The sequence below is a fragment of the Pseudomonas sp. NFX183 genome (genome assembly GCF_047943075.1).
In the GTDB taxonomy this organism is placed as follows: Bacteria; Pseudomonadota; Gammaproteobacteria; order Pseudomonadales; family Pseudomonadaceae; genus Aquipseudomonas.
On the sequence record NZ_CP181333.1, the window covers coordinates 4,155,639 to 4,169,501 of the forward strand.

Genomic DNA, 13,863 nt, shown 5'->3' on the forward strand with positions numbered 1-13,863 from the left:
TCTATTTCTCGATTTTCCCGTAAGCCGATTTCAGGCAGGAACCCCATGATGGACGCCTTCGAACTTCCCCGCACTCTGGTCCAGTCCCTTCAACGTCGCGCCGCGCAGACCCCGGACCAGGTGGCCCTGCGCTTCCTCGCCGACTCTGCCGAGCAAAACGTTGTGCTCAGCTACCGCGACCTGGACCTGCGCGCCCGCGCCATCGCCGCCGCCTTGCAGGCCAATGCGGCGTTGGGCGAGCGCGCGGTGCTGTTGTTCCCCAGCGGCCCGGACTACGTCGCGGCGTTCTTTGGCTGCCTGTATGCCGGGGTCATCGCAGTGCCGGCGTATCCGCCAGAGTCCACGCGCCGGCATCATCAGGAGCGCTTGCTGTCGATCATCAGCGACGCCGAACCGCGCGTGCTGCTGACCATCGCCAGCCTCGGCGACGGCCTGGCGCAGATCGAAAACGCACCCCCGGTGCTGAGCGTCGACACCCTGGATGCACAGCTCGCCGAGCGCTGGGTCGAACCCGAACTGCACGCCGACGACATCGCCTTCCTGCAATACACCTCCGGCTCCACCGCATTGCCCAAAGGCGTGCAAGTCAGCCACGGCAACCTGGTGGCCAACGAAGTGCTGATCCGCCGTGGTTTTGGCATCGACCTCAACCCGGATGACGTGATCGTCAGCTGGCTGCCGCTGTACCACGACATGGGCCTGATCGGCGGCCTGCTGCAACCGATCTTCAGCGGTGTGCCGTGCGTGTTGATGTCGCCGGCGTACTTCCTTGGCCGGCCGCTGCGCTGGCTGGAGGCGATCAGTGAATACCGCGGCACCATCAGCGGTGGGCCGGACTTCGCCTACCGCCTGTGCAGCGAGCGGGTCAGCGAATCAGCCCTGGAGCGTCTCGACTTGAGCACCTGGCGCGTGGCCTATTCGGGCTCTGAACCGATCCGCCTCGATACCCTGGAGCGCTTCGCCGAGAAGTTTGCGACGTGTGGCTTCACCCCGAACAATTTCTTCGCCTCCTACGGCCTGGCCGAGGCGACCCTGTTCGTCGCTGGCGGCACCCGCGGCCACGGCATCCCGGCCTTGCGCCTGGATGAACAGGCGTTGGCCGCCAACCGCGCCGAACCGGGGCAGGGCAACGCGATCATGAGTTGCGGCACCAGCCAGCCGGAGCACGCGGTGTTGATCGCCGACCCGCACACGCTGAGCGAACTGCCGGATAACCACGTCGGCGAACTGTGGGCCAGCGGCCCGAGCATCGCCCACGGCTACTGGCGCAACCCGCAAGCGTCGGCCAAGACGTTTGTACAGCACGCCGGCCGCACCTGGCTGCGCACCGGCGACCTGGGTTTTATCCGCGAGGGCCAGGTGTACATCACCGGCCGTCTCAAAGACCTGCTGATCGTGCGCGGCCATAACCTGTACCCGCAGGACATCGAACAAACCATCGAGCGCGAAGTGGAAGTGGTGCGCAAAGGCCGCGTTGCCGCTTTTGCAGTGAATGACCAGGGCCTTGAAGGCATCGGCATCGCCGCCGAAATCAGCCGCAGCGTGCAGAAAATCCTGCCGCCCGAGGCGCTGATCAAAGCCATCCGCCAAGCCGTTGCCGAGGCGTATCAAGAAGCCCCGAGCGTGGTGGTGCTGCTTAACCCCGGCGCCTTGCCGAAGACCTCCAGCGGCAAGGTGCAGCGCTCGGCCTGTGCCGTTCGCCACGCCGATGGCAGCCTCGACAGCTACGCGCAGTTCCCCGACCTTAAAGCGCACACGAGCGATGCGGCGTTGGAATCCGATCTGCAAAACCAGATCGCCGCCATCTGGTGCGAGCAGTTGCAGGTCGAAACCGTCGCGGCGGATGACCACTTTTTCCTGCTCGGCGGTAACTCCATCACCGCCACCCAAGTGGTCGCCCGCCTGCGCGAAACCCTGGGGCTGGAGCTGAACCTGCGCATGCTGTTCGAAGCGCCGACCCTGGCGAGCTTTGCCGCAAGCGTTGCGCAATTGCAGCAGGACGGCGGCGTTGCTCAAGGCGCAATTCATGCCTTATCGCGCCAGGACGACCTGCCGCAATCCCTGGCGCAAAACCGCCTGTGGATCACCTGGCAACTTGACCCGCAGAGCAGCGCCTACACCATCCCCGGCGCCTTGCGTTTGCGCGGCGAGTTGGACGAAGACGCGGTGCGCGCCAGCTTCCAGCACTTGATCCAGCGTCACGAAGCCCTGCGTACGCGCTTCTACGAGCGCGACGGTCAGGCCTTCCAGCGTGTGCAGGCAAGCGCCGAATTCGACCTGCAAATTATCGACCTCAGCGACCTGCCGGGCGCCGAGCGTGAGGCGCGCGCGCAGCAGATCCGCGAAGACGAAGCGCGCACCCAGTTCGACCTGGAAAAAGGCCCGCTGCTGTGGGTGACCCTGGTGCGCCTGGACGATGAAGACCACCAATTGCTGGTGACGCTGCACCACATCATTGCCGACGGTTGGTCGCTGAATATCCTCATCGACGAATTCTCGCGGCTGTATGCCGCCGCGACGCAAGGCCAGACCCTGGAGCTACCGCCACTGGCCCTGCAATACGCCGACTACGGCAGCTGGCAGCGCCAATGGCTGGCCGAAGGCGAAGGCCAGCGGCAACTGGCGTACTGGAAAACCCAGTTGGGCGAGGAACATCCGAGCCTGAGCCTGGCCACCGACCATCCGCGCTCGGCGCAACAACGCCACAGCGCGTCGCGCCATAGCGTGCGCCTGGAGGCCGGCCTCAGTGCAGCGATTCGCCAGACCGCCCAAGACCACCAAGCCACCCCGTTCATGCTGCTGCTGGCGGCGTTCCAAAGCCTGCTCTACCGCTACAGCGGCCAGCGCGATATTCGCATCGGCGTGCCGAATGCCAACCGCCCGCGCCAGGAAACCCAAGGCCTGATCGGCTTCTTCATCAACACCCTGGTGCTGCGCGCCGAGCTGGATGGGCGGCTGCCGTTCAACCAGCTGTTGGCTGCAACGCGCCAGACGGCGTTGGGGGCGCAGGCCCATCAGGACCTGCCGTTCGAGCAACTGCTGGAAGCCTTCCCGCACGCCCGCGAACAGGGCCTGTTCCAAGTCATGTTCAACCACCAGCAACGCGACCTGAGTGCCTTGCGCCGCCTGCCGGGCATGCTCGCCGATGAGTTGCCATGGCACAGCCGCGAGGCCAAGTTCGACCTGCAACTGCACAGCGAAGAAGACCGCAACGGGCGCTTGAGCCTGTCGTTCGACTACGCCGATGAGCTGTTCGAAACCAACACCATCCGGCGTCTCGCCGAGCACTTCATTAGTCTGCTACACGCCGTGTGCGAGCAACCGCAACAGGCCATCGGCGACTTGCAGCTGATGCAAGCCGACGAACAACAGCCGTGGAGCGCCGCGCCGTGCACGCCGGCGCAGCAGTGGCTGCCCGAGCTGCTCAGCCAACACACCGCGGACAACACCGCGTTGGTCTGGCAGGACGGCAACCTGACCTTCGCCCAACTGCACACCCAGGCCAACCGCCTGGCCCATTACCTGCGTGACAAGGGCGTTGGCCCGGATGTGTGCGTGGCCATCGCCGCCGAACGCTCGCCGCAACTGTTGATCGGCTTGCTGGCGATCATCAAGGCCGGTGGCGCCTATGTGCCGCTCGACCCGGATTACCCCGCCGACCGCCTGGCCTACATGCTCCAGGACAGCGGGGTGCACCTGCTGTTGACCCAAACCTCACTGCTCGATCTGCTACCGGCACCCGAAGGTGTGTGCGTGATCGCCATGGACAGCCTGCACCTCGACAGCTGGCCGACCCAGGCACCGGGTTTGCATCTGCATGGCGACAACCTCGCCTACGTGATCTACACCTCCGGCTCCACCGGCCAGCCCAAGGGCGTGGGCAATACCCATGCGGCGCTGGCCGAGCGTTTGCAGTGGATGCAAGCCACGTATCAACTCAACGACACAGATGTGCTGATGCAAAAAGCACCGATCAGTTTCGACGTGTCGGTGTGGGAGTGCTTCTGGCCATTGATCACCGGTTGCCGCCTAGTGCTGGCCGGTCCCGGCGAGCATCGCGACCCGCACCGCATTGCGCAGTTGGTGCAGGAACACGGCGTAACCACCCTGCACTTTGTGCCGCCGCTGTTGCAGCTGTTTATCGATGAGCCGCTGGTGGCCGAATGCACCAGCCTGCGCCGCCTGTTCTCCGGCGGTGAAGCCTTGCCCGCCGAACTGCGCAACCGCGTCTTGGCACAGTTGCCGGCGGTGCAATTGCACAACCGTTATGGCCCGACGGAAACCGCGATCAACGTCACCCACTGGCAGTGCCAGGCCGAAGACGGCGAGCGCTCGCCGATTGGCCGGCCGCTGGGCAATGTGATCTGTCGCGTGCTGGACGAACACCTCAACCCATTGCCGGCCGGTGTGCCGGGCGAATTGTGCATCGGCGGCATCGGCCTGGCGCGCGGTTACCTCGGCCGCGCCGGGTTGACCGCCGAACGTTTCGTCGCCGACCCCCTGGGCGAGGCGGGCACACGCCTGTACCGCACCGGTGACCGTGTGCGCTGGAGCGCTGACGGCGTACTCGACTACCTCGGCCGGCTCGATCAGCAGGTCAAACTGCGTGGCTTTCGCGTGGAACCGGAAGAAATCGAAGCACGCCTGTTGGCCATGGACGACATCGCCCAAGCCGTGGTGCTGGTGCGTGACCAGCAACTGATCGGCTACTACACCGCCAGCACCGCGCTGGACGAGCAGCAGGTAAAAACCGCCCTGGCCGCCGAGCTGCCGGAATACATGGTGCCCGCGCAACTGATGCGGCTGGAGGCGATGCCGCTGAGCCCCAGCGGCAAACTGGACCGCCGTGCCTTGCCGGCGCCGGTGTGGCAAACCCGTGAACACATCGAACCCCAAACTCCGTTGCAGCAGCAGATTGCCGCGATCTGGCGCGAAGTCCTCGGCCTGCCTCGCATTGGCCTGGGCGACGACTTCTTCGCCCTCGGTGGTCACTCGTTGCTGGCCACGCAAATCATCTCGCGCACCCGCCAGGCCTGCGACGTCGAGCTGCCGCTGCGCACCTTGTTCGAAGCCAGCGAGCTGGGCGCGTTTGCCGAGCAAGTCGGGCTGATCCAGGCTTCGGGCCAGCGCAACCAGCAAACCGCTATCGCCAAGGTCGACCGCAGCGCGCCGGTGCCGCTGTCCTATTCCCAACAGCGCATGTGGTTCCTCTGGCAGATGGAGCCGGACAGCCCGGCCTACAACGTCGGTGGCATGGCGCGCCTGCGTGGCGTGCTGGACGTGGGGCGTTTCGAGGCGGCGTTGCAAGCCTTGATCATGCGTCATGAAACCCTGCGCACCACCTTCCCGAGCCTCGACGGCGTGGCCCAGCAAAAGGTCGCGCCGCAAACCGGCCTGCGCATGGACTGGCAGGATTTCTCGGCGCTCACTGAAGCCGAGCGTCAGCTGCGCCTGCAACAACTTGCCGACCACGAAGCCCATACGCCTTTCAACCTGGAAACCGGGCCATTGCTGCGCGCGTGCCTGGTCAAGGCCGGCGAGCAGGAACACTACCTGGTGCTGACCCTGCACCACATCGTCACCGAAGGCTGGGCGATGGACATCTTCGCGCGTGAACTCAGCGCGCTGTACGAGGCCTTTATCGACGAGCGCGATTCGCCGCTGGCGCCGTTGCCGGTGCAGTACCTCGACTACAGCGTGTGGCAGCGCCAATGGCTGGAGTCCGGCGAGCGTCAGCGCCAACTCGACTACTGGATCGGGCAGCTTGGGCATGAGCATCCACTGCTCGAACTGCCCGGCGACCGCCCGCGTCCGCCGGTGCAAAGCCACCAGGGCGAGCTGTACCGCTTTGACCTGAGCGATGAACTGGCCGCCCGTGTGCGCGCCTTCAATGCCGAACGCGGCCTGACCCTGTTCATGACCATGACCGCCACCCTGGCCGTGTTGCTCTACCGCTACAGCGGCCAGACCGACCTGCGCATCGGCGCGCCGGTGGCCAACCGCATTCGTCCGGAAAGCGAGGGCCTGATCGGCGCATTCCTCAACACCCAGGTGCTGCGTTGCCAGCTCAATGGGCAGATGAAGGTGGGCGAGTTGTTCGAGCAGGTGCGCCACACCGTGATTGAAGGCCAGTCCCATCAGGACCTGCCGTTCGATCATTTGGTGGAAGCCCTGCAACCCCCACGCAGCGCGGCCTACAACCCGCTGTTCCAAGTGATGTGCAACGTGCAGCGCTGGGAATTCCAGCAGAGCCGCCAACTGGCCGGCATGACCGTCGAGTACCTGGCCAACGACGCGCGTGCGACCAAGTTCGACCTCAACCTGGAAGTCACCGACCTCGACCATCGCCTGGGTTGCTGCCTGACCTACAGCACCGACCTGTTCGACGAACCGCGTATTGCGCGCATGGCCGAGCATTGGCGCAACTTGCTGGAAGCATTGATCGCCAACCCGCAGCAGCGCCTCAGCGAATTGCCGTTGCTGACCGCCGTCGAGCAGCGCGCGTTGCAGGACAGCCTGGGTATGGAAGCGGGCGAGCATCGCCTCGATCAGTGCATTCATCAGTTGTTCAGTCAGCAGGCGAGCAAGCGTGCCGATGCGCCGGCACTGACCTTTGCCGGAGAAACGCTGACCTACCGCGAACTGGACGCCCGCGCCAATCGCCTGGCGTGGATGCTGCGCGAGCGCGGCGTCGGCCCGCAGGTGCGCGTCGGCCTGGCGTTACCGCGTTCTCTGGAAATGGTGATTGGCTTGTTGGCGATCCTCAAGGCCGGTGGCGCCTATGTGCCGCTCGACCCGGAATACCCGCTGGACCGCTTGCTCTACATGATCGAAGACAGCGGCATCGGCCTGCTGCTCAGTGACGCGGCACTGTTCGAAACCCTTAGTGAGCTGCCGGCGACGGTGGCGTGCTGGTGCCTGGAAGATGACCTGCCGATGCTCGCCAATTACTCGGCCGACGAGCTGCCCTTTATCAGCTTGCCGCAGCATCAGGCGTACTTGATCTACACCTCAGGTTCCACCGGCAAGCCCAAAGGCGTGGTGGTGTCCCACGGTGAAATCGCCATGCATTGCCAGGCGGTGATCAAGCGCTTTGGCATGCGTGCGGACGATTGCGAACTGCACTTTTATTCGATCAATTTCGACGCCGCCACCGAGCGTTTGCTGGTGCCGCTGCTCAGCGGCGCGCAGGTGGTGTTGCGCGCCCAGGGCCAGTGGGATGCCGAAGAAATCTGCGCGCTGATTCGCACCCATCGCATCAATATCCTCGGCTTCACCCCAAGCTATGGCAGCCAGTTGGCGCAGTGGCTGGCGACTCAGCAGCAAACCTTGCCGGTGCGCATGTGCATCACCGGCGGTGAGGCGCTGACCGGCGAACACTTGCAGCGTATCCGCGCAGCGTTCCAGCCCGAGGTGTTTTTCAACGCCTACGGCCCGACCGAAACCGTGGTCATGCCGCTGGCCAGTCTGGCGCCCGAGCACGTGGAGGAGGGCGCTGGCAGCGTGCCGATCGGCAGCATCATCGGCGACCGCGTGGCCTACATTCTCGACGCCGACCTGGCGCTGGTGCCGCAAGGTGCGACCGGCGAGTTGTATGTCGGCGGGGCCGGTCTGGCGCAGGGTTACCACCAACGCCCGGGCATGACCGCAGAGCGTTTTGTCGCCGACCCGTTTGCTACCAATGGCGGGCGTTTGTACCGCACCGGCGACCTGGTGCGCCAACGCGCCGATGGCCTGGTGGAGTACCTGGGCCGTATCGACCATCAGGTGAAAATTCGCGGTTTCCGCATTGAACTGGGCGAAATCGAAACCCGCCTGCTGGAACACCACGCGGTGCGCGAAGCGGTGGTGCTGGCGCTGGATTCGCCGAGCGGCAAACAGCTGGTGGCTTACCTGGTCAGCGACGCCGACCACGGCACACTGCGCGACGCGCTCAAGGCACACCTCAAGACGCAACTGCCGGACTACATGGTGCCTGCGCACCTGATCGTGCTGGACAGCATGCCGCTGACCGCCAACGGCAAGCTCGACCGCCGCGCCTTGCCGCAACCGGACCCGGAGGCGAACCGCCAAGACTACGTGGCGCCACGCAACGAACTGGAGCACACCTTGGCCGCGATCTGGTGCGCGGTGTTGAACGTGCAGCAAGTCGGTCTTGACGATAACTTCTTTGAACTGGGCGGTGACTCGATTCTGTCGATCCAGGTGGTCAGCCGTGCGCGGCAGGCCGGGATTCACTTCAGCCCGCGCGACCTGTTCCAGCATCAAACCGTGCAAACCCTCGCGGCCGTGGCCACGCGGTCCGAGCGGGTCAGCGCCGAACAAGGGGTGCTGACGGGCAGCTCGGGCCTGACGCCGATCCAGCATTGGTTCTTCGATACGGCGATTCCGAATCGTCAGCACTGGAACCAGGCGTTGCTGCTCAAACCGCTGCAACTGCTCGACCCTCATCGCCTGGAGCAAGCGCTGCTGGCCGTGCTGGAACACCACGACGCCCTGCGCCTGAGCTTTACGCCGCGCGACGCCCAATGGCACGCCGAGCACTTGGCCGTGCCGCACGGCGGCGTGCTGATGCAGGCGCAAGTGCGCGATATGGCGCAGTGCACCGCGCTGTTCACCGATACCCAACGCAGCCTCGACCTCGAACACGGTCCGCTGCTGCGCGCCTTGCTGGTGGATGGCCCGCAGGGTCAGCAACGCCTGCTGATCGCGATTCATCACCTGGTGGTGGATGGCGTGTCGTGGCGCGTATTGCTTGAGGACCTGCAAACGGTCTACCGCCAACTGAGCGACGGCCAATCGGTCAGCCTGCCGGCCAAGACCAGCGCCTTGCGTGATTGGGCTGCGCGTTTGCAGGCCTATGCGAGCAGTGAATCCCTGCGTGAAGAGTTGAGCCTTTGGCAAGACCGGTTGGCCGGTGCTGCGGCGGTATTGCCGGTGGATCGCCCACACGGTTCGCTGCTCACTCGGGATGCCGACACAGTCAGCGTGCGCCTGGACGCGCAACACACCCGCCAGTTGCTGCAACAGGCGCCAAGCGCCTATCGCACTCAGGTCAACGACCTGCTGCTGACGGCGTTGGCCCGTGTGCTGTGCCGCTGGAGTGGTCACGATTCAGCGCTGGTCCAGCTGGAAGGCCATGGCCGTGAAACCTTGTTTGATGACATCGACCTGACCCGCAGCGTCGGCTGGTTTACCAGCGCTTACCCATTGCGCTTGACCCCGCAAGTTGAGCAGGGCGCGTCGATCAAGGCGATCAAAGAGCAACTGCGCGGCGTGCCACATAAAGGTTTGGGCTATGGCGTGCTGCGTTACCTGGCGGACGATCTGTGCAAGCAGACCATGGCTGCACTGCCAAGCGCCGACATCACCTTCAACTACCTCGGCCAGTTCGACCAGAGCTTCGGCGCCGATGCGCTGTTCCACCCGCTGGATGAGCCAGCCGGCCTGGCGCATGACCCGCAGGCGCCGTTGCCCAATGAGTTGAGCGTCGACAGCCAGGTGTACGGCGGCGAACTGGTGCTGCGCTGGACCTTCAGCCGCGAGCGCCACGATCAACAGACCATCCGCGAACTGGCCGAGGCCTACCTGGGCGAACTGCAAAGCCTGATCGCGCATTGCCTGAGCGACGCTGCCGGCGGCCTCACGCCGTCGGACTTCCCGCTGGCGCACCTGACCCAGCCACAACTCGACAGCCTGCCGGTGCCGGCCAGCGCCATCGAAGACGTGTACCCGCTGACGCCGATGCAGGAAGGCCTGCTGCTGCACACTTTGCTGGAACCGGGCACGGGCCTCTACTACATGCAGGACCGCTACCGCATCAACAGCGCGCTCGACCCGCAGCGGTTTGCCCAAGCCTGGCAGGCGGTGATCGCCCGTCACGAAGCCTTGCGCGCGTCGTTCTGCTGGAACGTCGGCGAAGACATGCTGCAAGTGATTCACAAGCCGGGCAGCACGCCGATCGAGTACCTGGACTGGAGCGCCGAGCCGGAAAGTGAACAGGAGCCGCGCCTGCAAGCCTTGCTCAAGGCCGAGCGTGAAGCCGGTTTCGATCTGCTTAACCAGGCGCCGTTTCACCTGCGTCTGATCCGCGTTGGTGAAGCGCGCTACTGGTTCATGATGAGCAACCACCACATCCTCATCGATGCCTGGTGCCGTTCGCTGTTGATGAATGACTTCTTTGAAATTTATATGGCCCTGGGCGAAGGTCGCGAAGCACAGTTGGCCACACCGCCGCGCTACCGCGATTACATTGCCTGGCTGCAACGCCAGAACCTCGCCGAAGCGCGCCAGTGGTGGCAGCACAACCTGCAAGGTTTCGAGCGCACCACACCGATCCCGAGCGACCGGCCGTTCCTGCGTGAACATGCGGGCCATAGCGGCGGCATGGTGGTGGGCGACTGCTACACCCGCCTGGAGGTACGCGACGGTGCGCAACTGCGTGAACTGGCGCAGGCCCATCAACTGACCGTCAACACCTTCGCCCAGGCGGCATGGGCGTTGGTGCTGCGTCGCTTGAGCGGCGAGCGTGACGTGTTGTTCGGCGTTACCGTGGCCGGGCGCCCGGTGGACATGCCCGAGATGCAACGCACTGTCGGCCTGTTCATCAACAGCATCGCGCTGCGGGTGAAACTGCCTGAAGACGGTCAGCGCTGCAGCGTGCGCCAGTGGTTGAGCGGCTTGCTTGACAGCAACATGCAGCTGCGCGAGTACGAGTACCTGCCGCTGGTGACCATTCAGGAACACAGCGAATTGCCCAAGGGCCAACCGCTGTTCGACAGCCTGTTCGTGTTCGAGAACGCGCCGGTGGAAGTCTCGGTGCTGGACCACGCGCAAAGCCTGAACGCCACCTCGGATTCCGGCCGCACCCACACCAACTTCCCGCTGACCGCGGTGTGCTACCCGGGCGATGACCTCGGTTTGCACCTGTCCTACGACCAGCGTTACTTCGACGAAAGCACCGTGCAGGGCATGCTCGGCGAGTTCAAACGCCTGCTGCTGGCGCTGGTGCAGGGTTTCCATGGCGACATGGCCGACCTGCCGTTGATTGGCGCGCAGGAACGTGAATTCCTGCTCGACGGCTGCAACCAGAGTGAGCACGTCTACCCGTTGGAGCGCAGCTATATCGAGTTGTTCGAGGCGCAGGTGGCCGAGCATCCACAGCGTATCGCCGCCAGCTGTCTCGACCAGCAGTGGAGTTACGACGAATTGAATCGGCGCAGCAACGGTTTGGGTCACGCGCTGAGCGCAGCAGGCGTTGGCCTGGACCAGCCGGTGGCATTGCTGGCCGAGCGCAACCTCGACTTGCTGGGCATGATCATCGGCAGCTTCAAGGCCGGCGCCGGCTACCTGCCGCTGGATCCGGGCCTTCCAAGCCAGCGCTTGAGCCGCATCATCGACTTGAGCCGCACGCCGTTGCTGGTGTGCACCGAGGCGTGTCGCGCGCAGGCAATTGAATTGCTGGAAGGTACCGACTGCCAGTTGCTGGTGTGGGAGGAAGTGCCGGGCCGTGGGGAAAATCCAGGTGTCTACAGCGGCCCGGACAACCTCGCCTACGTGATCTACACCTCGGGCTCCACCGGCCTGCCCAAAGGCGTGATGGTCGAGCAGCGCGGCATGCTGAATAACCAGTTGAGCAAGGTGCCGTATCTGGACCTGAGCCCGGCGGATGTAATCGCCCAAACTGCGTCGCAAAGTTTCGATATTTCCGTGTGGCAATTCCTCGCTGCGCCGCTGTTTGGCGCGCGGGTGGATATTGTGCCGAATACGGTCGCCCATGATCCGCAAGGTTTGCTGGCCCATGTGCAGGCCCAGGGCATTACCGTGCTGGAAAGCGTGCCGTCGCTGATCCAGGGCATGCTCGCCCAGGAACGCATGAGCCTGGACGGCCTGCGCTGGATGCTGCCGACGGGCGAAGCGATGCCGCCGGAGCTGGCGCATCAGTGGTTGCTGCGGTATCCAGACATTGGCCTGGTCAACGCTTATGGCCCGGCGGAATGTTCGGATGACGTGGCGTTCTTCCGCGTCGATCTGGCGTCAACCCAAAGCACTTATTTGCCGATTGGCACACCGACCGACAACAACCGGTTGTATGTGCTCGATGGCGCACTGGCGTTGGTGCCACAGGGCGCGGTTGGCGAGCTGTGTGTGGCGGGGACTGGTGTGGGCCGTGGTTACGTCAGCGATCCGTTGCGCACGGCGCAGGTGTTTGTGCCCAACCCGTTTGGCGCACCCGGCGAGCGTCTCTACCGCACCGGCGACCTGGCACGTCGGCGCAGCGATGGCGTGTTGGAATATGTGGGGCGTATCGACCACCAGGTGAAGATTCGCGGCTACCGCATCGAGCTGGGTGAAATCGAAGCGCGCCTGCATGAACAGTTGGAGGTGCGTGACGCCGCGGTGGGTGTACAAGAGGGCGTCAACGGCAAGCACTTGGTGGGTTACCTGGTGGCGGCGGATGAAAGCCTCAACCCGAGCGAGCGCCTGGACCGCATCAAGCAACGCCTGCGCGCAGAGCTGCCGGAATACATGGTGCCACTGCACTGGTTATGGCTCGAGCGCCTGCCGCTGAACGCCAACGGCAAACTCGACCGCAAGGCCCTGCCGACCCTGGAGATCGGCCAGTTGCACAGTCAGGACTACCTGGCGCCGCGCAACGAACTGGAAACGACGTTGGCGGCTATCTGGGCCGAGGTACTGAAAGTCGACAGGGTGGGCGTACAGGACAACTTCTTCGAGCTGGGCGGGCATTCGTTGCTGGCCACACAGATTGCCTCCCGCGTGCAGAAAACCCTGCAACGCGATGTACCGCTGCGGGCGATGTTTGAGTGCAGCACGGTGGCGGAGTTGGCTGAGTATATCGAGGGCTTGGCGGCGAATGAGATCAGTGCCGAGAAGGTCGATCGGTTGAGTGATTTGATGGCGGAGTTGGAGGGGCTTTAAGGAAAACTGGAACAACTGGCGGTGAGAGAAATTGTGCTTATTTCCGCCTTTGTTTGTAGGATATCGACCTCGAGTGGCGTAGGTGATTTCCATAATACTGTTTTTATATACAGTGTTTTAAGGGCTGTTGCCTGATGGGAAGCAAATGAGTGAAAAACGGGCCTGTGGCAAAAAAAGGCAACTCCGTTAGGTTGAGGTTCTCTCCTTCAGGAAGGGAGAGTTCTTAATCACTATCAATGGAGTCACACATGAACAAACCACACACCCAGACACCTCTTCGCCATGGTCGTGTCACGTCCCCTTCCAGCCGTGGCGCAGTCGCTGTGGATCTCGGCCTGCTGGCTACCTGGCAGGTCAATGAAATGGAGGGCGGCAAGAACTTTCCGGCACTGATTGCCGGCCCGTTCCCGGCGCCTTATCAAACCGACAGTGACAGCGTCACCCCACCCGCCGACGGCTTCATCCTCAGCGGCGGCAAGACCGATGCCCGTGACTGCATCAACTTCACCAACGAGGAAATGGCCAAGAAACTCAACCGTGCTTTCACCTGGCCGCTGCTCAATGTCGACCCGGGTCAGACCTTCAAGGTCACCTGGGAATACACCGCGCCGCACACTACCCGTGGCTATCGCTGGCTGATCACCAAGGATGGCTGGGATCCGAAACAGCGCATCACCCGCGCACAACTGGAAGCCCAGCCGTTCGCCGAAGACTTCTACGCCCAGGTGCCGTACTTCAGCCATGCAGGTGAACTGAAGGCCAAGGTCAATCACGAAGTGAAACTGCCGGCCAACAAAAAGGGCAAGCATGTGATCGTATTGATGTGGATCGTCGCCAACACCGGCAACGCCTTCTATCAAGCCTTCGACGTGGACTTCAAATAAGCCCGCGCCGTTAAACCCATACGTTCTGAAGGATTAG

2 protein-coding genes are annotated in these 13,863 nt (G+C 63.7%); both read left to right on the top strand.

The genetic code is table 11. The features are described 5' to 3' along the window. The first annotated feature begins 45 nt into the window (after positions 1–45). On the top strand, positions 46–12,942 hold the full coding sequence (locus ACM530_RS19455; protein WP_416362916.1) for a non-ribosomal peptide synthetase: 12,897 nt from the start codon (positions 46–48) through the stop codon (positions 12,940–12,942). Positions 12,943–13,190: 248 nt separating this feature from the next. Beyond that, positions 13,191–13,826, top strand: coding sequence for a lytic polysaccharide monooxygenase auxiliary activity family 9 protein (locus ACM530_RS19460; RefSeq protein WP_416362917.1), 636 nt, complete (start codon positions 13,191–13,193; stop codon positions 13,824–13,826). Positions 13,827–13,863: the final 37 nt, after the last annotated feature.

What these genes read in the sequence shown, in the direction of transcription:
- ACM530_RS19455 (WP_416362916.1), top strand. Translation starts at nt 46, where the DNA reads ATGATGGACGCCTTCGAACTTCCCCGCACTCTGGTCCAGTCCCTTCAA.
- ACM530_RS19460 (WP_416362917.1), top strand. Translation starts at nt 13,191, where the DNA reads ATGAACAAACCACACACCCAGACACCTCTTCGCCATGGTCGTGTCACG.